The organism is Ignavibacteria bacterium (assembly GCA_016873845.1).
In the GTDB taxonomy this organism is placed as follows: domain Bacteria; phylum Bacteroidota; class Ignavibacteria; order Ch128b; family Ch128b; genus JAHJVF01.
The window spans coordinates 22,158-44,543 of the sequence record VGVX01000015.1 but is presented as its reverse complement, the minus strand read 5'-3'; the positions used below and the strand labels follow the sequence as shown (position 1 = coordinate 44,543).

The 22,386-nt window shown below is 34.8% G+C and carries 23 protein-coding genes; 11 read left to right on the top strand and 12 right to left on the bottom strand.

Annotated elements, in window-relative coordinates:
• Positions 1 to 11: 11 nt before the first annotated feature.
• Both FJ213_05165 and purD read left to right on the top strand, forming a co-directional pair.
• Positions 12 to 749 (top strand): glycosyltransferase family 4 protein, encoded by a 738-nt coding sequence (locus FJ213_05165; protein MBM4175549.1) that lies wholly within the window; start codon positions 12 to 14, stop codon positions 747 to 749.
• A complete protein-coding gene (gene purD / locus FJ213_05160; GenBank protein MBM4175548.1) occupies positions 746 to 2,038 on the top strand; it encodes a phosphoribosylamine--glycine ligase in 1,293 nt (430 codons plus the stop codon). Before FJ213_05165 ends, purD begins: the two co-directional genes overlap by 4 nt.
• A gap of 70 nt (positions 2,039 to 2,108) precedes the next feature.
• On the opposite strand, the gene FJ213_05155 is transcribed toward purD, so the two are convergent.
• From FJ213_05155 to FJ213_05100, 12 genes are all read right to left on the bottom strand, one after another.
• Positions 2,109 to 2,453, bottom strand: a complete 345-nt coding sequence (locus FJ213_05155; GenBank protein ID MBM4175547.1) for a histidine triad nucleotide-binding protein — start codon at positions 2,451 to 2,453, stop codon at positions 2,109 to 2,111.
• Positions 2,450 to 3,808, bottom strand: coding sequence for a sigma-54-dependent Fis family transcriptional regulator (locus FJ213_05150; GenBank protein ID MBM4175546.1), 1,359 nt, complete (start codon positions 3,806 to 3,808; stop codon positions 2,450 to 2,452). Before FJ213_05150 ends, FJ213_05155 begins: the two co-directional genes overlap by 4 nt.
• Positions 3,786 to 4,361, bottom strand: a complete 576-nt coding sequence (locus tag FJ213_05145; GenBank protein MBM4175545.1) for a hypothetical protein — start codon at positions 4,359 to 4,361, stop codon at positions 3,786 to 3,788. The genes FJ213_05150 and FJ213_05145 overlap by 23 nt, the downstream gene beginning before the upstream one ends.
• A 62-nt stretch (positions 4,362 to 4,423) precedes the next feature.
• Positions 4,424 to 6,070 carry an acyl-CoA carboxylase subunit beta gene (locus FJ213_05140; protein ID MBM4175544.1) on the bottom strand — a complete coding sequence of 549 codons (1,647 nt, stop codon included), beginning with the start codon at positions 6,068 to 6,070 and terminating at the stop codon, positions 4,424 to 4,426.
• Complete coding sequence (locus FJ213_05135; GenBank protein MBM4175543.1) at positions 6,067 to 7,215, bottom strand: acyl-CoA dehydrogenase; 1,149 nt, start codon at positions 7,213 to 7,215, stop codon at positions 6,067 to 6,069. Before FJ213_05135 ends, FJ213_05140 begins: the two co-directional genes overlap by 4 nt.
• Positions 7,216 to 7,223: 8 nt before the next feature.
• Positions 7,224 to 8,183 carry a methylmalonyl Co-A mutase-associated GTPase MeaB gene (meaB, locus tag FJ213_05130; protein MBM4175542.1) on the bottom strand — a complete coding sequence of 320 codons (960 nt, stop codon included), beginning with the start codon at positions 8,181 to 8,183 and terminating at the stop codon, positions 7,224 to 7,226.
• Positions 8,173 to 9,102 carry an NAD-dependent epimerase/dehydratase family protein gene (locus FJ213_05125; protein MBM4175541.1) on the bottom strand — a complete coding sequence of 310 codons (930 nt, stop codon included), beginning with the start codon at positions 9,100 to 9,102 and terminating at the stop codon, positions 8,173 to 8,175. Before FJ213_05125 ends, meaB begins: the two co-directional genes overlap by 11 nt.
• Positions 9,099 to 9,689 carry a nicotinate-nucleotide adenylyltransferase gene (locus FJ213_05120; GenBank protein ID MBM4175540.1) on the bottom strand — a complete coding sequence of 197 codons (591 nt, stop codon included), beginning with the start codon at positions 9,687 to 9,689 and terminating at the stop codon, positions 9,099 to 9,101. Before FJ213_05120 ends, FJ213_05125 begins: the two co-directional genes overlap by 4 nt.
• A complete protein-coding gene (locus tag FJ213_05115) occupies positions 9,686 to 10,381 on the bottom strand; it encodes a hypothetical protein (GenBank protein ID MBM4175539.1) in 696 nt (231 codons plus the stop codon). The genes FJ213_05120 and FJ213_05115 overlap by 4 nt, the downstream gene beginning before the upstream one ends.
• A complete protein-coding gene (locus FJ213_05110) occupies positions 10,378 to 11,343 on the bottom strand; it encodes a PrsW family intramembrane metalloprotease (protein MBM4175538.1) in 966 nt (321 codons plus the stop codon). The genes FJ213_05115 and FJ213_05110 overlap by 4 nt, the downstream gene beginning before the upstream one ends.
• Before the next feature lie 9 nt (positions 11,344 to 11,352).
• Positions 11,353 to 12,597 carry an ABC transporter permease gene (locus FJ213_05105; protein MBM4175537.1) on the bottom strand — a complete coding sequence of 415 codons (1,245 nt, stop codon included), beginning with the start codon at positions 12,595 to 12,597 and terminating at the stop codon, positions 11,353 to 11,355.
• The gene (locus FJ213_05100; protein ID MBM4175536.1) at positions 12,594 to 13,508 is read right to left on the bottom strand and encodes an ATP-binding cassette domain-containing protein; all 915 of its coding nucleotides are present in this window, start codon (positions 13,506 to 13,508) and stop codon (positions 12,594 to 12,596) included. Before FJ213_05100 ends, FJ213_05105 begins: the two co-directional genes overlap by 4 nt.
• A gap of 255 nt (positions 13,509 to 13,763) precedes the next feature.
• Between FJ213_05100 and FJ213_05095 the strand changes: the two genes are divergently transcribed.
• From FJ213_05095 to FJ213_05055, 9 genes are all read left to right on the top strand, one after another.
• On the top strand, positions 13,764 to 15,818 hold the full coding sequence (locus FJ213_05095; protein MBM4175535.1) for a thioredoxin domain-containing protein: 2,055 nt from the start codon (positions 13,764 to 13,766) through the stop codon (positions 15,816 to 15,818).
• Between the two features lie 8 nt (positions 15,819 to 15,826).
• Positions 15,827 to 16,636, top strand: a complete 810-nt coding sequence (locus tag FJ213_05090) for an ABC transporter ATP-binding protein (GenBank protein ID MBM4175534.1) — start codon at positions 15,827 to 15,829, stop codon at positions 16,634 to 16,636.
• Positions 16,633 to 17,676, top strand: a complete 1,044-nt coding sequence (locus FJ213_05085; GenBank protein ID MBM4175533.1) for a YdcF family protein — start codon at positions 16,633 to 16,635, stop codon at positions 17,674 to 17,676. Before FJ213_05090 ends, FJ213_05085 begins: the two co-directional genes overlap by 4 nt.
• A gap of 42 nt (positions 17,677 to 17,718) precedes the next feature.
• On the top strand, positions 17,719 to 18,186 hold the full coding sequence (gene nusB / locus FJ213_05080) for a transcription antitermination factor NusB (protein MBM4175532.1): 468 nt from the start codon (positions 17,719 to 17,721) through the stop codon (positions 18,184 to 18,186).
• 2 nt (positions 18,187 to 18,188) lie between these two features.
• The gene (locus FJ213_05075; GenBank protein ID MBM4175531.1) at positions 18,189 to 19,406 is read left to right on the top strand and encodes an MFS transporter; all 1,218 of its coding nucleotides are present in this window, start codon (positions 18,189 to 18,191) and stop codon (positions 19,404 to 19,406) included.
• A 73-nt stretch (positions 19,407 to 19,479) separates the two neighbouring features.
• On the top strand, positions 19,480 to 20,334 hold the full coding sequence (locus FJ213_05070; GenBank protein MBM4175530.1) for a diaminopimelate epimerase: 855 nt from the start codon (positions 19,480 to 19,482) through the stop codon (positions 20,332 to 20,334).
• Positions 20,335 to 20,405: 71 nt separating this feature from the next.
• Entirely contained in the window at positions 20,406 to 20,705 is a 300-nt protein-coding gene (locus FJ213_05065) for a hypothetical protein (protein MBM4175529.1), read from the top strand.
• Between the two features lie 5 nt (positions 20,706 to 20,710).
• Positions 20,711 to 21,304 carry a tetratricopeptide repeat protein gene (locus FJ213_05060; GenBank protein ID MBM4175528.1) on the top strand — a complete coding sequence of 198 codons (594 nt, stop codon included), beginning with the start codon at positions 20,711 to 20,713 and terminating at the stop codon, positions 21,302 to 21,304.
• Between the two features lie 21 nt (positions 21,305 to 21,325).
• Positions 21,326 to 22,384, top strand: a complete 1,059-nt coding sequence (locus tag FJ213_05055; protein ID MBM4175527.1) for a histidinol-phosphatase — start codon at positions 21,326 to 21,328, stop codon at positions 22,382 to 22,384.
• Positions 22,385 to 22,386: the final 2 nt, after the last annotated feature.

The following is a 22,386-nucleotide window of genomic DNA, read 5'->3' as shown; positions in this document are numbered from 1 at the left end:
TAGTAAAAAAAATGGAACAACGAGTTCTTTTAAATACAAATAAAATAATTGTCTATACCAGACAGCTTAAAGAACATTTGTTGATCAATTATCCCTTTTTATCTTCGGAGGATATTAAAATTATTCCACATGGATTTGATGAAGAAGATTTTCAATTCGAGTTTCAATCCACAAAGCCAAAAGATAAAATGCGAATAACTTACAGTGGAGTATTTTACGATGAGAGAACCCCGAAATATTTTGTTGAAGCAGTTAAGAGATTATTTTATGAATATCCCGAATTATCCAATAAAATTGAATTCTGTTTCGTCGGTAATTTTAAAAAGAAATATGATAAGTTGATTAATAATGTAGACCTTAAAAATTCTTTCAACATTGTTGGATATATAGATCACAAAGATTCAGTGAAATATTTGCTCGACTCAGATATTCTTTGGCTTATTATTCGTCATTCGAAAAATCCTCATCTTGTCGCAACGAGTAAATTGTATGAATATTTTGGGACCAGAAAAACAATTCTTGGCTGTGTGCCAGATGGAGCCGCATCTCAATTGCTCAAAGAATACCAATCTTCATTCATAACCCATCCTGAGGATATTAACGGAATTAAAAGTGCAATATTTTCTATTTACCAGCAATATTCGAAAAATCAACTACCTAAGCCAAAAGATGATTTTGTTAATAAGTTTAACCGAAAAACTTTGACACATGAATTAGTCAAAGAATTTCAATTTCAGCTAGAGGCATGAAGTTAAACGTTGCTGTTATAGGTTCGGGCGGTAGAGAAGATGCACTTTGTTGGAAGTTATCTTGTAGTCCATTACTCAATAATTTATATGCGCTTCCCGGCAATTTTGGCACATCGCGATGGGGAGAAAACTATGACATCGATGCATTGGATTTAAAAAAAATAGTAGGATTCTGTAGTGAGAAAAAGATCGATTTAGTTATTGTGGGACCTGAAGTTCCGCTTGTGCATGGAATTAAAGATGAATTAGATACTCATGGGATAAAGGTTTTCGGGCCGAGTAAACTAGCTGCAGAGATTGAAGGAAGTAAAGCATTCGCAAAAAACTTCATGAAGAAATACAATATTCCTACTGCAGAGTACACAATCTTTTCAAACGGACAAAAAGACCTTATTGATGATTATCTAGAAAAAATAAAATATCCAACTGTGATTAAAGCAGATGGATTGGCTGCTGGAAAAGGTGTGATAATTTGCGATGATAATAAAAATGCAAAAGATGAAGTAAATCAAATCTTTTTAGAGAAGAAATTCGGTAGCGCAGGTGAAAAAATTGTCATCGAAGAGTTTTTATCCGGAGAAGAAGTTTCAGTTTTTGTAATAACTGATGGAGAAAATTTTGTTCTGATGAATCCAGCTCAGGATTACAAAAAAATCGGAAATGGAGATACTGGTAAAAATACTGGTGGAATGGGAGCTTTTTCATTCGAAAGCATTTTAACACCGAGTGAAAAAGATGAAATTATTGCAAACATAATTAAACCGACTCTCGAGGGAATGAAGCGAGAAGGAAGAAAATATACAGGATGTCTTTATTGTGGATTGATAAAAACGAAAAGTGGAATAAAAGTAATTGAATATAATTGTCGATTCGGTGATCCTGAAACCCAAGCTGTTCTGCAAACACTTGAGTCTGATTTACTCCAATTATTTTATGAATCTACTATTGGAGGACTTAGCCAAGTTAAAGTGCAAAACATTGGTTCTGCAATCTGTCTTGTACTTGCATCTGAGGGCTATCCTGAAAAATTCGAGAAAGAATTTGAGATTAGCGGAATTGAAGAAGCTGAGAAACTCGAGAACATAAAAATATTTCACGCCGGAACCAAAAGAGTTAACAATAAAATTGTTACTAATGGCGGCAGAGTTTTGAACGTTACTGCTACGTCGCAATCTGAAAATTTTGAGAAGCTGATAAAGCAAGTATATGAAGCTGCCTCTATAATAAGTTATAAGAATAAATACAATCGTAAGGATATTGGAATCAAAGGAATAAATAAATTTCTATGATCTTAGAACTATTTCGCAAAATTAGTTCATGATCATGTTGAGAAGAATCTTCCTTGTAACTGAAATACTTTTATCCTGGAGGCCATGCCATAACTCGGCCGCCGATTAAATGCAAATGAATATGAAATACAGCTTGTCCTGCATCTTTCCCATTGTTAAAAACTAATCTATATCCATTTTCAATTAAGTTAAGTTTTTTAGCATACTCCTTCGCATGAAAAACAAGTTCTCCAATAATTGAATGATTAATGGGAGTCAAATCATCCATTTTTTCTATGTGATTTTTGGGGACGAATAGAACATGGTGAGGTGCTACTGGATTAATGTCGTTAAATCCGATCAAGTTGTCATTTTCGAACACAACAGTTGATGGAATATCATGCTGAATGATCTTGCAGAAAATACACTCTTTCATTTTTCCTCCTTTTCGATTCCATATTTTTTGATTTTGTTATAAAGATGGCTTCTTTGTATACCTAAAATTTCTGCCGTACGGCTAATATTCCAATTATTCTCGTTCAATTTTTTCAAAATGAACACTTTCTCAGATGCATCTTTGAAATCTTGAAAAGAGTCCATCGAATATTCTAATCCTGAAGATTCTTTGGAGTAGGTTACGATCTGAGATTTAACATCGTCTAGTTTATAGATCGAATTGGAATTCATAATCAAAATTCGTTCTATTAAATTTCGTAATTCACGCACATTACCTTTCCATTCTTGATTTACTAAAAATTGAACAGCATCATGAGAGAATTTGCGTACAGGGAATTTATTCTCAACACTGATCAATTTAGCGAAGTGCTCGATGAGAATTGGAATATCTTCTTTCCGTTCTCGCAATGGCGGGACATGAATTGGGATCACATTTAATCTGTGATACAAATCTTCTCGGAATTTATTTTCAGAAATTTCTTTGTTCAAGTTTTTGTTTGTTGCAGAGATTATGCGTACATCAACTGGAATTTTATTTTTCCCGCCGACTCGTTCAATCGAACCATCCTCAATGCTTCGGAGGACTTTTGCTTGAGCACTCAAAGACATGTCACCGATTTCATCGAGAAAAAGCGTTCCGAAGTTTGCTTGCTCAAATTTTCCAATTCGCTGACTTGTAGCACCAGTAAATGAACCTCTTTCATGTCCGAATAATTCTGACTCAATTAATTCATTAGGAATGGCTGCACAATTAACTTCAACAAATTGTTTATCTCTTCTTGCACTTTGATGATGAATCGATTTGGCAACTAATTCTTTGCCAGTTCCATTTTCACCGGTTATTAAAATTCGTGAATTCGTCAATGCTACTTTTTTAATAACTTCCAAGATATCAAAAATAGCTTTGCTCTGACCGATGATTTCAACTTTGCCCTCAACTTTTTCTTTTAGCATTTTATTACTAAAAAGTAGTTCGGTCTGACTTACGGCATTTCGAGCAGTGATTATTAGTTTTTCGCGGTCAATCGGTTTCTCAATGAAATCAAAAGCACCTTTTTTGGTGGCTTCAATTGCATTACCAAGACTTGCATGAGCTGATATCATAATTATTTGAGTAGCGTCGTTGATCTCGCGGAGTTTGCTGATTGCTTCAAGTCCATCCATTCCTGGCATTTTGATATCAAGGAAGATTGCACCGTAATTCTCATTTTTAATTTTCTCTATCCCTTCAAAAGCATCGTGAGCGATATCAACTAAATATTTTTCATATTCGAGAATCATTTTTACTGATTCGCAAATATTTTTATCGTCGTCAATTATTAATATCTTTTCCATAAACTAAACTCTTGTCTTTTAAAATAATCTCACTCGGCATTACTAGTCTCTCCGTCAAGAAAGCACCGAATTTTATTCCAATTTGATTTGCAGCAAGATCTCTATTGTCCACATTCGATTGGATTTTAAATCCTTCCTCAAAATGTTCAACAAATGTACTTATAATGTAAGCTGCATTTTTATTGGTTACATAGGACCAAAAAGCTGAAGAAAAAATATGTGTGATTTTGTCTTTATCCCCAAAATCATCTTGAGGTGAATCCCAAAAAATTCGTACTGGTAAATTTCTTTTCATTCCTTCAAAATCAGGTTCACTTATTTGATTAAATATAAAAACTTTAATTGGAAAATTTAAGGGTAGTAATTTTATTGAAAATTCTGAATAGGGAACTGTACCAATACTGCAGAAAAGCAACGCGTCAGAGATATTTCCATCGGAGAGTTTTAATGAATGAATAAAAATGGAATCGAGGAATTTATCAGGATGTGCTTGGCAAAATTCATAATCGAGTGAAGCTGCGTATTCAATTAATTTTCCACCAAAAAAAAACATGTCTTTATTTTGACCTAATATCGATGAAAAAGTAAACAATAAAAAAATCAGTATTAAATATCTCAAGTTTGAATCACACCGGTTATGAATGGTCTGGTAATGGGGGAGTGATTTGCAGTTTCTATTCCGAGGGAAACTATTTCACGCACTTCACTCGGATTTACGATTCCATCAACCCACAATCTTGATGCAGCATAAATCGGTTGACTATGCTCACCATACTGAGTTTGAATTTCGTTTAACAGCTTTTGTTTCTCATCCTCGGAGATTTTCTTACCTTCTTTTGCTAGCTGATTCACTCTGATGTTTAACAATGTGTTGCTTGCTTGTGCACCACCCATTACAGCAATTAAGGAATTCGGAAAAGAGAAGATCAAACGAGGATCATAAGCTTTTCCGCACATACCATAATTTCCAGCTCCATAACTATTTCCAACGATAAAAGTAAATTTTGGCACAATACAATTAGCAACTGCATTGACTAATTTAGCCCCATCTTTAATGATCCCGCCATGTTCAGCACGTGAACCGACCATAAATCCAGTTACATCTTGAAAAAAGATCAATGGAACTTTTTTCTGATTGCAGTTCATTATAAATCTAGTTGCCTTATCTGCGCTATCCGAATAAATTACTCCACCAATTTGGATTTCGCCTGATTTTGATTTAACCGGAAGTCGTTGATTCGCAACAATTCCGACTGCCCAGCCGTCAATTCTTGCATAGCATGTAATCAGCGTCTTACCATAATTTTCTTTGTACTCATCAATGTCGCCATCGTCAACGATGCAGCTTAATACATCGTACATGTCATAAGGACTTGTAGTGTCTGCAGGAAAAATTCCAAGCACGTCACTCGGCAAATTAATCGGCGGTTTAGATTCAACTCGATCGAAGCCTTCAAATTTTTGTCCTGAAATTTTGTCAATCAATCCTCTGATTTGGTTAATGCATTCTTCATCATTCTTTACTTTGTAATCAGTGACACCGCTGATACTGCAGTGAACATCAGCACCGCCGAGTTGTTCATTATCTATATTTTCTCCGATGGCTGCTTTTACCAGATGGCTGCCAGCCAAAAAAACGCTTCCTGTTCCTTCAACGATTAAAGCTTCATCGCTCATAATTGGTAAATAAGCTCCACCGGCAACACATGGACCCATAATAGCAGAGATCTGAGGAATTCCCATCGCAGACATTACGGCATTGTTTCTAAAAATTCTTCCAAAATGTTCTTTGTCAGGGAATATTTCTTCCTGCATAGGTAGAAAAACTCCGGCGCTGTCAACGAGATATATAATTGGAAGTTTGTTTTCGATCGATATTTCTTGAGCTCGGAGATTTTTCTTACATGTAATTGGAAACCACGCTCCGGCTTTTACGGTGGCATCGTTTGCCACAATCACACAAAGCTTCCTGGAAACTTTTCCAATTCCGACAACAGTTCCAGCAGCAGGGATATAATCATCATACATTTCATGACCGGTAAAAATTCCTATTTCGAAAAATTTTGTACCTGGATCAATTAGTTTATTAATCCGATCTCTGACAAACATTTTCCCTTTTTTCAGGTGGGATTCTAATGCTGATTTTCCACCGCCAAGTTTTATTTTTTCTTCTTTCGAATGAATAATTCTTAGTAGGTTCTTATGATGATCTTCCCTTTGAAAAAAAGATACATCTTTTTGAATTTTTTTTAATTTTTTCATAAAGTTTCCAAGATGCTTCTGGAAATAACAATCCTTTGAATTTCGGATGTTCCTTCACCGATTGTAGTCAATTTAACATCGCGGTAATATTTTTCAACTGGAAAATCTTTGGTAAAACCATAACCGCCATGAATTTGAATCGCTTGTTCGGTTATTTTCACCGCTGCTTCACTTGCAAATAACTTTGCTTGAGAGGCAGGTAAATTGATCGACTGACCGTTATCTTTCATCCACGCAGCTCGAAATACTAATAATCTAGAAGCTTCAATTGCGGTTTTCATATCTGCTAATTTGAATTGTATCGCCTGAAAATCTGCCAGCGGCTTTTTGAATTGAAATCTCTCCTTTGCGTATTTGACAGTTGCTTCGTATGCGCCTTGTGCAAGACCAAGCGCCATCGCGGCAATAGAAATTCTTCCGCCTTCAAGAACTTTCATTGCATTATGAAATCCTTCGCCTTCTTCACCTAGTAAGTTTTCGAATGGAACTTCTAGATTTTCAAAAGTTAGTTGACTGGTATCACTTGCACGGCATCCAAGTTTATTTTCTTTTTTCCCAATTAGGTATCCTGGATAATCTTTCTCAGCGATAAAAGCAGATATATTTTTTTTCTGTTTCTCCTTATCTGTTTTTGCCATGATCACTGCAATTTCACCGACAGTGCCGTGAGTTGCGAACGTTTTACTCCCATTAAGAATAAATTTATTTGCCTTCTTCTCTGCGTATGTTAATAAGCTGCTTGCATCACTGCCGGAAACTGCTTCAGTTAAGCACCAAGTCCCAATTTTTCTACCGGAGGTGAGGTCGGGTAAATATTTTTTCTTTTGAGTTTCACTTCCGAAAAGTAAAATATGATTAGTGCATAAGCCATTATGTGCAGCGAGAGAAAGTGAGACAGATGGATCAACTTTTGCGAGCTCTTCAACAATTAAGGCATATTCAGTATAGCCGAATCCGCTTCCGCCATATTCCTCCGGTACAAGAATTCCCAGAAAACCCATTTCACCTAACTTTTTGAAAATATCAATTGGAAATTCTTGAGTCTCATCAAATTTCATTACCACCGGACGAATTTCTGCTTCAGCAAAATCACGGATGGTTTGTTGAATCAGTAACTGCTGTTCATTTAGTTTAAATTCAAACATGTTATCCTCTAATAAATTACTGATGATTTAAAGTCGTCTATTAAATCTTTAACGACTTTTGCAGGAGATACTTTCCCCTCTAATACATTTTGAACTTTCGATTCCAAGATTAACTTTCGATCATCGTTCCAGAATTCTTTCCGTAAATTGCTAACAACGAGATCTTTAATTTTATTTTTTAATCTCTCAAGTCTTCTTGATTCGAACAATTTTTTTTCAGTTAGATGTTTTTTGTGTTTTACAATTTGCTCATTTAATAAATCGATACCTTTATTTTCGGAAGCAACAGTTTTTACGATTGGTGGGATCCAAGTATTTTCATCATGATTTCTCATAGACAGAATTACCTGCAGCGCAGTAACGGCCTGATCTGCACCAACGCGATCAGATTTATTAATTACAAATACATCACTGATTTCCATCAAACCGGCTTTCATTGCTTGAATTGAATCACCAGATTCAGGAACAAGAACTACAATCGTTGTATCAACAGATTTGGCAACATCAAGTTCAGATTGTCCGACTCCAACGGTTTCAAAAATCGTAAAGTCAAATTGAGCAGCATCAAAAATATCTCCTGCATCAGATGCTTTTTGACTTAAACCGCCAAGACTTCCTCGAGATGCCATACTGCGAATGAAAACATTTTGATTTATACCGATTTCACTCATTCTGACTCTGTCGCCGAGCAAAGCACCCCCCGTGAAGGGAGAAGTCGGATCAACAGCCACTATTCCAACTTTAAATCCTTTTTCGACTAAAAGTTTTGTTAACTGGTTCGTTAAAGAACTTTTTCCAGCCCCAGGCGGCCCGGTTATTCCGATGCGGTAGGAATGCCCGATTCTATATGCTATTCCTTCCAAAATCTTTTCACCGGTAGGAGTAGAATTTTCTACTTCCGATAAAGCGCGGGAAATCGCTCTTCTTTCCCCAGATAATATTTTTTCAAGTAATCCGTTAAAGTGCATTCGGATTTGTATTTTTAAAAAATTCTATAGTAGCTTTAATTCCACCTGAAAGTTGAGTGGAAGGTTTCCAACCAAATTTCTTGAACATTTTCTCAGATGTAATTACACTTCGCAGCTGTTCGCCGGCTTTTGCATCGCCATGAACTTCTTCAACTTTATTGCTGAAATTATTATTTATTAAATTGAACAACTGATTTACATCAGTTTCAATTGCTGTCCCAACATTATAAATGTCTGAGGTAGTATCCTCCAGAGTCATAAGATTTGATTTTACGACGTCTTTAACAAAAACATAATCTCTCGTTTGTTTGCCATCGCCGTTAATAATTGGCTGCTGATTTGCCAAGATTTTATCCAAGAAGATTGAAATGACGCCAGCTTCTCCGAGCGGATTTTGACGCGGACCATAAATATTCGCATAACGGAGAATTGTATAATTCAATCCGTGAGTTTGATTATAAAAGAATAAATATTTTTCCACAGAGAGTTTTGAAATGCCGTAGGGAGAGCATGGCTGCGCATTGTGAAGTTCATCGGCTGGAAAATAATCTTGCTCACCATAAACAGCTCCACCTGTGGAGGCAAACATAAATTTTTTCACTCCATACCTCACGCAATTTTGGAGAAGATTAATACTACCGAGGATATTGATATTCGCATCGAAAATTGGATCGGAAACTGATTTGCGCACATCAATTTGAGCCGCATGATGATTAACGATGTCAAACTTTTCTGCCCCGAACAATCCACCCAAGTCATCCGTAATGCTTCCTTTTATGAATTTTGCATTCCGATTTACGTTTGAAATTTTTCCAGTAGAAAGATTATCTAAAATTACAACTTCATGCCCAGCTTCGATTAAAGAATCTGCAACATTGGAGCCGATAAATCCAGCTCCGCCAGTAACTAAAATTTTCAAATATTTCTCCTCTTAGTATAAAGTTTATTTTTAATAATAAAATTTTCAATTTCCCTTTGGACAAGATACTTTATGGACTTTTTAGAAGCAATTCTCTGCCGAATGTCTGAACTTGAAATTTCAATGTTGGGAATTTGGCACTGCAAAATTTTTTTGCCTAAAAGTTTCTTTGGAATGTCAGTTTCAAAACCGCCGCGATTTGTTACCACAAGTTCAGCGCGTTTCAAAATTTCATTCGGCTCTTTCCAGCGAAAAAAGTCTCTGACATTGTCTGCACCAATAATAAAATAATATTTCGAATTCTCATTTTCTAATTCACGCAAAGTATCAATAGTATACGAAGTTCCCCGCCGAGCTATTTCAATTTTTGATACTTCAAATTTGGGATTTGACTTAATCGCCAAACTTAACATTTTAAATCTATCTTTCGGTTCAGCAAAGTTTTTGGAAGATTTTAAAGCAGGCAAATAGCAGGGAATGAAAAGGACTTTATCAAGATTCAGTTTCTCTAAAACTGTATTGGCAATTATCAAATGTCCCATGTGAACAGGATTAAATGAGCCGCCTAAAATTCCTATACGTTTCAAGATTGAAGTATGTTTTTGTAGTTTTCGGTTAAATGATTTATAAGATTATGCGTATAGCTGCCGAGAAATTTTTGCTGAGTGGATTTGTATTTGTTGTAAATGGTTTTAACATCTGTCAGATCGAAACAAATATCTGAATCTGCTTGCAATAATATTTCAATCTCTTCGTTAGAGAAGTGTTTGAGCAAATACTCACCCGATACGTTTTCTAACTTAAGCTCATTGAGATTACTTTTTTTCGGCATACTCATGCCAATGTAACAAACGTTATCTCTTCTATCAGTTCCAATAATTATTTTTTCGCTTTCCGAAGGCAAGGCATTAAAAATCGACTCAATTTTTTTATCATATATGTTGTACACATTTGAAAAAAGGATCAAGACTTTTTTGTATTCGTTTTCAGCGCTAGATTCAATTTGTCTTAAAATACTATCCATTGAATCTGGATTGGAATTTACATGAATTTTAGTAGTTATCGTATTATAGGAAGCGGGAATATAATCAATATCATTTTCGCTGAGGGAGAGATGAGTGTCGAACTTTTTGTTCTGGTGAATTATTTGGAAATTTTCGTTCAGGAGAGTTGAGAATAGGATTCTAGAAGAATTTTGAGATAATCCATCGATGATTAATCTCGGATTGGAATCTGAGAAAATATTCCATTTAGAGTAAAGAATAACAATTGGTTTCAATTATTTTTTTCCTCGATGATATTGTCCATCTGATCGATTTTTTCTCTAAGAAATTCAATTTCGTATTTACAAAGTTCTTTTCGCCAGCCAGATTTCAATTGTTTCCATTGCATTTTTCTGAAAGCTAGCATTGTTGCTGCTCTAATATATTCTTTTCTAAAACTTTCGTCAATCCAACCTTGTTTTCTTCTTACAGAATAATACGGAATGACCGACAAAAATTTTGAATTAAACAAATTATTATCAGCTTCTTCACGAAGCTCTCTTAAAATAATTTTTCGCTCCAGATAAATTGATGATAAAAACAACAAGAACATCAATGTTATTACACAAACACCGTAAACAATGCCCAGTATAAATGTGTTTGAGAAGCTCACAGATGCATTCCAAAATGCATGTAATAGTACTGCGCCAGCCAAACCACAGAATGCGATCAAATATTTTTGCGGAGTCGATCTAAATTTAGCATAGCCGAGGGCCAATCCAAACAAACCAGTTGAAGAGCAGTGAATCAGTGCTGTTAGAAATGTGCGAACGATTACGAGGTAAATCCATGATACGTAATCAGCTTGATATGAAATAAAATAAAGGAAATTCTCGGACATGCCGAATCCTATTCCAATCGCTCCTCCGTACACAAACCCATCGGTGACATTGTCGTAACTTTTATATGAAATCATGATTAAAAGGAAAATCCCTTTAGTAATTTCTTCCACGATTGGCGCAATTAATATTGTACCAGTTAATTCGTGTGCTGCTTCGTTTGGAATGTATAATTTCAAAATTCCATGAAGACTAATGCTCCAAATCAATCCCAAAATTACAGCCCCAACTGCACCCCAAATAAAATGAATAAACACAAATTTTAATGGTTCTCTCTCATTTCTATCCAACCACCAAATGATGATCAGGTAGGTTATCATTGGAATTACAGAAGCGAGCAGTGAAGCTAAGTAAAACATACAATCAAATTATTTACTTGCAATCCAATGAAAAATTTCTTTCAGCTTCGGAGCTTTGCCATAACTTAAAATTGCAACACGGAAAATTTTTCCTGCGATGAAAATTACAATTACGATACCCAAAATCATTATTCCAATAGTAAGAATAAATTCAACCAGACTGGGCTGAACGATGTGGATTTTCATCGTCATGATTGGTGCAGTTGTAAATGGGATGTACGAAAGTATTCTCACCAAGTTAGAGTTGGGTTCATTCATGATTTGAATTGAAAGCATAATTGGTATGACCAGAATTAAACTTATGTAACTCGTATACTGTTGAGCTTCCTGTTCGGTACTGGCAAGAGAACCGATTGCAACGAAAATCGCCGCATAAAACACATAACCGAGTGCAAAATAAATAAAAATTAAAATTAGATTCTCAAAATTGATGAAAGAAGCCCCGATTGGCCCGGAGAGTGCGATTCCAAGTAAACCCCATACAACAACTTGAGTCAATCCAAGCGCGCTTAAACCAATAATTTTTCCTGCCATTAATTGATTTGCTGTGCAGGATGAAACAAGAACTTCGATTATCCGATTTGATTTTTCTTCTACAACGCTTCTGACCAGCATACCGCCAGTGAAAATGATCATCATCATCAATAGAAGAATAAAAATGTACGACGACCAAAATGTTTCCATAAATGACGTCTCTTTTTCTTCTCCCGATTTAGATATTTTAACTGCTCTGATTTCGAATTTTTTCTTGAAGCTTTCGACAAGCTCGGGTGAGAGACCTGCGGCAGTGATCTTCCTTTCAGCTAAAATTTCATTTAGTTTTTTCTCAAATCTATTAATGTCCTTAATATTTGAAACATTTTCTCCCCGGAATTCTATCAATACAGAATCAGCAGAAACTTGTTTGATTAACACATAACCATCGATTTTCTGTTGAAATACAAAATTATCTGCTGTCGATTTGTTCCGCTCACATTCGCCATCTATCGAATCAAACTTTCTGAAAATATAACTTGGTTGGTTATTTGTTGTTTTATAATTAGCGAGAGACTCAACAAACTCAGCATAAATAGAAATATTGCATTCGAGGAATCCAAAAGCTTTTGTTTCCGATTCTTCGTCTGAATTCAAAAGAGCAGGAATAAAAGCCATTCCAACAATAATGACCGGAAATAAAATCATGAATATCAGGAAAGCTTTTGTTTTAACCTTTTCAAGATACTCCCATTTAGCCACGGAAAAAATTTTTTTCACTTTTTCACTCCTCCATTTATGTTCGAATTGGAGACTGTTTCAATAAAAATCGAATTGAGAGACGGCTCTTTTAAATCGAATCCTGTTATTTCATACTGCTCAATGAGCTGTTTAAGTAGGCGCTGCGAATCAATTCCAGGATTCAACACTACTTCAGAATAATTTTCATAAACATCTGCGCTTGAGACTTCGGAGAAATTCAAAATATCTTTTCCAATCTGAGGTGATTTAATTATAAGCGAAACTTTTCCGAAATTTTTCTTTATCTCACTTAATTTTCCTTTTAGAATTTCTTCACCTTTATTGATCAATAAGATTTGGCTGCACAATTTTTCTGCAACCTCCATTTGATGAGTAGAAAGAAGAATGATTTTTCCTTCATCAAGAAATTCGTTAATGAGATTTTTAATTAACTGCTGATTAATTGGATCCAATCCAGCGAAAGGTTCATCTAGTATTAAAATCGTTGGATTATTGATCACCGAAGCAATGAATTGGATTTTTTGTTGGTTGCCTTTTGAAAGCTCATTCACTTTTTTGTTAATGGAATGTTCAATCTCTAATTTTTTCAGATAGTATTTTGTTTGGCTTCTCGCGTGTGAAGCAGAGAGTCCGCGAAGTTCTCCAAAATAGCTAATTACATCTATCACTCGACTCTTTGAATAAAGCCCTCTTTCTTCAGGCAAATAACCGACTTTGTTGCGGAAAATTTCATCTGCTAAAATACCATTAAAATGAATTTCACCTCGATCTGGTTTGATAATGTCGAGAATACATCTAATTGTAGTAGTCTTTCCAGCTCCATTTGGTCCAAGTATTCCAAATATTCTACCCGGCTCAACATCAAATGAAACATCATTTACTGCAATTACATTTTTGAATTCTTTGTGGAGATTTTTAATGCTTAACATGGTGTTCAAATTAGGAGTTAAGATTGTTTATTTCAACTTTAATCTCCCTTCGCGTTCCGCTCCGGCGGACGATAAGATAGGGTTAAAGTCCCCGCAGCTTGCAGCGGGGAGGTTCATCTTCATTATTAAGGAAATAAGAGTAAATAAAATTGGAACTAAGTAGTCTTGTAGTTATTCTAGGTTTGAATTTGAACTTTTCAAGTTAAATTTTATGTTAGGGAAGTGTGAACACAAGTAAATTAGGAAATACGCAAAATGCCGAACCCAAACCGACTTATAAGTGAAACTAGTCCATACCTTCTTCAGCATGCTTATAATCCCGTCGATTGGTTCCCTTGGTGTGATGAAGCATTTCAAAAAGCAAAGCTGGTAGATAAACCAATTTTATTAAGCATTGGTTATAGTGCTTGTCATTGGTGTCACGTGATGGAAAAAGAAAGTTTCGAAAATGAAACGATTGCAGGCATAATGAACGACAACTTTGTGAATATTAAAATTGATCGAGAAGAAAGACCAGATATTGATAACATTTATATGAATTTTGTTCAACTAACAACCGGAAACGGCGGCTGGCCTATGACTGTTTTTCTTACTCCCGACAAAATCCCCTTTTATGGTGGGACGTACTTTCCACCAGAGGATAGATATGGCAGAGCGGGTTTCAAGAAAGTATTAAATTGGATCAATAAAATTTATCAGGATAAACGAAAGGAAATAGATGACAACGGTTTTGCGATACGAGAATCTCTTCAGCAATTGAATAATGTCAACCGAGCGAGCGATTCGTTTTCAAATGAATTTTATAAAGAAATAATAGACACAATCAAAAAAAATTACGATAGTAAATTTGGAGGATTTGGTTCGGCACCCAAATTTCCGAATTCGATGGTTTTAACTTTTCTTTTAGATTTTTATTGTATACAAAGAAATAATGAAATCTTGGAAATTGTTGAAACAAGTGTTCAACGATTGTCTAATGGTGGATTATACGATCATTTGGGGGGTGGATTTCATAGGTATTCCACTGATTCGAAATGGCTAGTACCTCATTTTGAAAAAATGCTTTATGATAATGCTCTTTTAGTAACCCTGCTGTCGAAACTTTTTATGATCACTCAGAATTTATTTTATAGAAATAAAACTGAAGAAACTCTCGAGTATATTCTGAGAGAAATGACCGGCGCTGAAGGAGAATTTTATTCAACTCAGGATGCAGATTCCGAAGGAGAAGAAGGAAATTACTATACTTGGACAAAACAACAAGTATTTGAAATCCTCAATCCCAAAGAAGCTAACATTATTACAAGTTATTTTGACATTACAGATGAAGGAAACTTTGAGGGGAAAAACATTTTACATGTTAAAAAGAAGATTAAAGATTTTGCAGCTTCCATTAATGTGAACGCTGAGATAATTGCTACGGTAATTGAAAAATGCAAAATTACTTTGTTGAAGGAGCGAGGAAAAAGAGTTAAACCACTCACTGATAATAAAATTTTAGTCGATTGGAATGGATTAATGATTACCGCTTTTTGCTATGGATATAGAATAACCAATAACAAAAAATATCTGCAAGCGGCAAAAAAAAATGCCGAATTCATTTTGAATAATTTGCAACATCAAGGAAAGCTTTATCACACACATCGGATGGGACAATCTAAAATCAATGGATTTCTTGAAGATTATGCAAATCTTTCACTTGGATTAATAAGTTTATATGAAGTTTCTTCCAAAGTTGAATATCTTATGGAAGCTTATAAATTTTCGAAGATTGTATTAGAAAAATTTTATAATGATAAAGAAAAATATTTTTATCAATCAAGCCTTCATGCAAATGATTTAATTATTCGCCCAACGCAATTATATGATAATGCTGTTCCTTCCGGCAATTCATCATCTGCTGCTCTCTTTTTCAAATTGGGTAAGATATTCGAGAATGAAAAATACATTAGAATATGCGAGGACTTAGTGAGAACAATGACTGAAAAAATGAAAAAAAATCCATTGGCATTCGGTTGTTTGCTGAGCGAGTCTTTATCTTTCACACAAGGTTCACGGGAAGTAATTCTTTTTGGAGGTGCTGATGAAAGGGAATCAAGAGAATTTCAGAAAGTTATCTTAAATAATTATTACCCGAATGAAATTTTAATTCATGCCGATGTACTGCTCGATCAAAAGTTTAATTATCTTAAGCATAAAGAAACAATAGAGAATAAAACCACCGTTTTCATTTGCAAGGATTTTGCTTGTCAATCGCCAATTGATAATCTGGAAGAATTGAAAAAAGTTTTTTTGTTTGCTCCGAATTAAAGTTGTAAATTTTTCTTGTGAGTCTACTTGAAATAAAAAATTTATCATTCAATTATCCTTTTCCGTCAGTTAAAGGAGATGTATTGAATAATATTTCCTTCCATGTAGAAAAAGGGGAATTTCTCAGCATCATCGGACCAAATGGTTCGGGCAAAACAACACTACTAAAAATTCTCGCAAAATTGTTAAATCCTGTAAAAGGAAATCTGAAATTAAATGAGCGGGATTTCGCTGAATACGATTTGAAGAAATTTTATAAGCTTGTTGCCTATGTGCCGCAAAAATTTTATTCAGTATTTCCTTACAGTGTGTTTGAAATAATTTTAATGGGGCGAACGCCGTATTTTAGTATATACGGATTTGAAAATATTCAAGATATTCAGTCAGTTGAAAATGTGATTAGAATTTTACAGCTCGATGAGTTGAAAAATAAGAGCATAAACGAAATTTCAGGAGGAGAACTTCAGAAAGTAATACTTGCGCGGGCACTCGCACAGGATTCTGAAATATTATTACTCGATGAACCGAGCACTCATCTCGATCTAAAACACCAAATTTCGATTTTTAATTATTTGAAGAAAATCAATGAGAACGGTAAGACGATTATCTCCGTTTCACATGATATTAATCTATCTGCCCTATACAGTAATCGAATAATTTTTCTGAAAGAAGGAAAAATATTAAAAGATGGACTAACTGCCGAAGTTTTCACCGAGGAATTGATTCGAAAGACTTTTGAAATAAAGAGTAAAGTAGTTTGGGAAAGAGGCGGCACGCTTCCGCAGATATTTTTGAATCCATTTGAGGCAGCAGATTGAAAAAAAGTAAAATTGATAATTCCCTCCGGAAAAAGTTCCTGTTCTTGCTTATGTGTGCTCTCGAAATATTGAATCTTGTTTATCTTTATTCTATAAAATACCGATCGCAGGGTTTAACATTATCAAACCTTGATATTGGCTTCACTGGAAATTTGTTGAATCTAATTATATCGTGTTCAATCATATTACTGATTCTTTTCCTGTTCTTTTTTGGCTCCCGAATAGAAATGTTTAGAGTGCAGATTTTATTAAATCTTTCCCTCTTTTCGTTTGTACCTCTTTTGTTAAATGACTTTTTCATTCAACTGGATTTACATAAGGTCCTAATTTATACTTTAGGTTTTGCACCTGACAAAATTTTTCGAGCATTGTTCTTTTTATTTTTTCTTATAGTAAAATTCATTCTCTTATTTAATATCATTTTCTTCACATTTGGGAAAACTCGAAATCCAATTTTTAAAAGTTTTATTTATTCATTTTTACTTTTTGTCCTTATCATGTTGTTTTCATTCACTTCGACTCTATCGATGAAAGATGAATCTACTAACATTATAAAACCGGGGGCTAAATATGATGCTGTTCTAATTCCCGGCGCTGCAGTGTGGAGTAAAAATCGCGCAAGCCCCGTATTTGCCGGAAGATTACGTAAAGCGAATAAACTTTATAGAAACAGAATTTGTAATAAAATAATTATTACCGGAGCTAATGCACCTGGTGAGATGACTGAAGCAGATGTAGCCGAAAGAGAATTGCTCAAAATGGGAGTTTCAAGTTCGGATATTATAAAAGAAGAACGAACAACGAACACACTTGAGCAAATCAGTTTTCTGAAAAATAAAGTTCAACCTGAACAAGCTTTTTCGAAGGTAATAGTCGTTTCGGATCAATTCCATCTAAGAAGAATTTCAGAAATCGCAAATTTTCATAACATGAATTTGACTTTAGTTCGTTCTGACAACAAATTAGATTTCATCTCTGAAATTTGGTTTAGGATAAGAGACACTGTTTCTTTAACTTTGTACTGGTTATTCGGAATCTAGAGAACCTTTGCAACGCTTATAAAGAATTGAAATTTGAAATAGATGACATCAACAAGACGACAATTACGAGAAAAAGTACTTCAAATCCTTTATGCACATGAACTCTCAAACGAATCATTAGATTTTCTTTTCAAAGAACTCACTCAGGATGTCGATTCCGAAGATACCATCAATTTTATAAAATCCCTCACATTAAGAACCATAGAACATACTGCAGAATTTGATGAATTGATAATCGATACTGCAAAAAATTGGGACATAAACCGAATTGCTGTAATTGATAAAATCCTTATTCGAATGGGTATCTGTGAGATGCTATATTTTCCGGATATTCCAACAAAGGTTTCGATTAATGAAGTTCTTGAGATCGCCAAGAGATTCAGCACAGATCACAGCGATAAATTCATTAATGGTGTTCTCGACGCAATACTTAAGAGGTTAAAGAATCAAAATAAAATTAGTAAAAAGGGGCGGGGATTAGTAGAAAATAATATAAATCCTAAAAATTGAGTATTAAAAAACTTTTCTCTAAAGCTTACCGAAAAATTTTTGTTTGGACTTTATTCGATTTTGCTAACACATCGTTTTCCATAACCATCGTTACTTTTGTTTTTGCGGTCTATTTTAAGGAGACTATTGCCGAGAATAAACCAATTGGGGATTTCTATTGGAGCTTAGGAACAAGTATTTCAATGTTAATTGTTGCATTGATTTCACCAATTCTCGGTGCAATCGCAGATCATTCTGCCGGCAAAAAAAGATTTTTACTTTTCTTTACTTTGCTCTGCATTCTCTTCTCTTCACTCCTCTATTTTGTTGAAGGAGGAATGATACTTACTGGTATTATTTTATTCATAATAGCAAACATTGGATTTGAAGCCGGTCTGGTATTCTATGATGCCTTCCTGCCAGAAATTACAGAGGAAAAGAATTTTGGAAGAACTTCGGGTTACGGCTATGCAATGGGTTATGTTGGTTCACTTGTTTCGCTCTTAATTGTTTATCCGCTAGTCGCCAATGAATTAGTCCGAATTACTTTTCCTATCTCAGCAGTCTTTTTTCTAATCTTTGCCATACCATTGTTCTTGTATTTGCACGACACTAAGAAACCAATTGAGGTCCAGAAATCATATTTCAAAATAGGAATTGATCGAGTTAGATTTACTTTAACTCACCTTAAACAGTATAAAAATCTGGCTGCATTTTTAGTTGCTTTTTTCTTTTACATCGAAGGAGTAAATACAGCAATTTATTTTTCTGGTATCTACGCAAAGACCACGCTTCAATTTTCTTTGACAGAGCTGACAATATTTTTTATGGTCGCTCAAACGACAGCAGTTTTTGGTTCGGTTGTGTTTGGTATCGTCGCTGATTCAATTGGACAGAAGAGGACAATCTTTATTACTCTTTTTCTTTGGCTTATCGTAATTGTAAGTGCGTCAGTAGTTGATTCTAAAGAAATATTTTTCGTTGTAGGAGCAGCAGCTGGCTTAGGAATGGGCTCAACTCAATCAGTCAGCAGAAGTTTGATGAGTAAACTTACTCCATCTGACAAAAAAACAGAATTCTTTGGTTTCTATTCTTTCTTCGGAAAATCTTCAGCTGTTTTAGGTCCGCTGGTCTTCGGTTTAGTTTCATGGTCAAGCGGCAGTCAAAGATTAGCTATTCTGTCAGTCGCTGTATTTTTTGTTTTTGGGATGATTTTATTAAAGCGAGTTAAGGAAGAATAAAAATATCTGAACTGCAAAAACTACCGTTGCCATGGAATATTTAATAATGCGAAGCAAAAAGTGATCTAATGTTATGAAATTAATTTCATTTACAAAAATGACAGGTGCAGGGAATGATTTTATTCTCTTCGATGATGAATCAATAGAACTGACTCCGGAAAAGATAAAGATACTTTGCAGCAGAAATTATGGAATCGGAGCTGATGGTATTTTGACAATTCACAAATCTCAATTAGTGAATTTTAAAATCCTTTATTACAATTCTGATGGCTCCGGAGGTGCACTCTGTGCAAATGGCGCTCGGTGTGCAGTAAAATATCTTTATGAAAAAGGAAGAATTGGTAGAAAAACTCAATTCGAATTTGTAGGGCAGATATTTAGAGCTGAAGTGCTCAACGAGCATTCTATACTGCAGTGGATTAATCCACCGTATAGTATCAAACTAAATTTCAAAGTTGAAGCAGCTGGGCAATTATTTAATGCAAATTATGTTGATATCGGTTCCAAGCATTTAATCATTGTTGTTGATGACATTCTCATTAATACATCATACAAACAATCTCTTGCAAAAGATTTAACTCAAGTTGATGTCAATTCACTCGGTAAAGAATTAAGGTATCATTCTGATTTCGCCCCCGATGGACTGAATGTGAATTTCATACAGATGATTGACAAAGACCAGATATCGATCAGAACCTATGAGCGTGGAGTGGAAGCCGAAACTTTGGCTTGTGGATCCGGCTGTGTATCCTCAGCCATAATTGCATTTTTAGTGAAAAATCTTAATAAACCAATAAAGGTAAAGACTTTTGGCGGGGAGGTTTTGCAGGTGGATTTCAAATATGATGAAGGAAAATTTACCAACATTTCTTTAATCGGACCTGCAAAACAGGTATTTGAAGGCAAAATAGATTTTTCCACTATTTAATTGGAGTTGAGGCAATACCTTCGTAAATTTGTTGCCAAAAAGGGGGAAAACAGAAGAAATATGGAGAATATATGGCTCGAGTAATTTTTAGTGCAGAATATCAGGTCAGTGATGACAAAATCGAAATTTATTTGGAAAAAATTTCGAAACTTAAAACCTTGATGGCGGGACGCGAATACGAATATGTAGTTTTTCGAGATGAAAAAAGAAAAAATTACTTTGAAGAAATTTACATATTCAAGAATTCTGAAGACTTTGAAAATTTTGATGATGTTCCGACTGAGGAAATTGGAAATTTAGTTTATGACATTACATCAACTTGTATTGCTGATAAAAAAGTACAATACAAAACTTTATATGAGGTCGATTAAAAAAAATGAAATTCAACTTTAAATATGTTTATATAATTGTCGCTGTTTTAGTAATCGCACTTTTAACGTACATAATTATTTCTAGATCGGATACACCGGGGGAAAAAGAATTTTCTGAGAGCAATATGCCAGAGGATGATATCCACGGCAATATGAAAGCACCGCATGGCATGCCTGGAAAAGCAAATGTTGCTCAATCTTTCCTTCAATTAATTGATTCTTTAAAAACTTACACAGAAAAAAATCCAAAAGATACTGCAGCTTTAGCTGAATTAGCCGAACTTTATACTGAGGCTCATAATATGAGTGAATCTGCAATCTATTTTGAAAAGATTTTGAAAATTGATCCAAATCGTAAAGATGTCATGTTTGCACTTGCTGAATTGAACTACAGAATGCAGGACATCCCCAATTCAGAAAAGTATTTGAGGTCAATTTTAAAACTCGATCCCAAAAATGAACTCGCTTCTTATAATCTTGGAATTATTTATGTAACTCAAGGCAATAAGACCGATGCAAAAAAGGTTTGGGAAAAACTCGCATTGTCTGAGTCTGATTATGGCAAACTCGCTAAAGAAGCATTGAAAAATTTGCAATAAGTCTCTTCGTTAGTTCCAGCTATGTACGAAATAAGTTCCGTAATTCATGTCCATTCCAAATATTCCGATGGTTCAGGGGAAATTCCCGAGATAGCGAGATATGCATCTGAAGTCGGTGTAAATGTCGTAATGATGACAGACCATAACACTTTGCGTCCTCTAAAAGATGGATTAGAAGGCTGGTACGATAATACTCTTGTTTTAATCGGTACTGAAATAAACGATCAAAAAAATGAAAACCATTACCTTGCTTTCGGGATCTCAAAATCATACGACAATAGAATCACAGCTCAAGAATATGTTAGGCGTATTAAGGATGAAGGTGGATTTGGATTTGTTGCGCATCCCTTCGAAAAAAGGAATCACATGGAAAAGCATCCACCCTATCCCTGGACAGCGTGGGATAGTGAAGACTTCACAGGAATAGAAGTCTGGAATCACATGTCAGAATGGATGGAAGGGCTGACCGAACAAAATAAGTACCAGCGTTTTATACATCCACTAAAATCTGTTTCAGCACCTGATGTGAAAGCTTTAAAGATTTGGGATAAGATTGCGCAGAAAAGAAAAATTGTTGGAATTGGCGGGGTAGATGCTCACGCTCATAAACAAAACGTGTTAGGTTTTTTCGAAGTAGAAATTTTTCCATATAAAGTTTTATTCAAATCTGTTAGAACGGTTATTCTCTGCCCTAAGGAATTGAATAAAGATAATTCTCCTGAAAGTATTGAGGCAAATAAAAATATGGTTTATTCGTCTTTAATTGAAGGAAGATGCTACATCGGTAATTTTTATCATGCCGAACCAAACGGGTTTAAATTTTTTGCTGAAGCAGGAAACCAAATTTTTCAAATGGGAGATGATATTCCCAAGTCTTTGAAAAAAACTCGATTCCGAGTAAACTTACCCAATGTGATTGGTGAAATAAAATTGGTAAAAAATGGTGAGATAATCGACTCAACTATTGGTTCGGAAGGAATTTGGGAAATTGTGAATCACGGTGTTTATCGTGTCGAAGTTTACTTGGATGGGAATGCTTGGATTTTCTCGAACCATATAAGATTTGGGCAAAGTCAATAGAA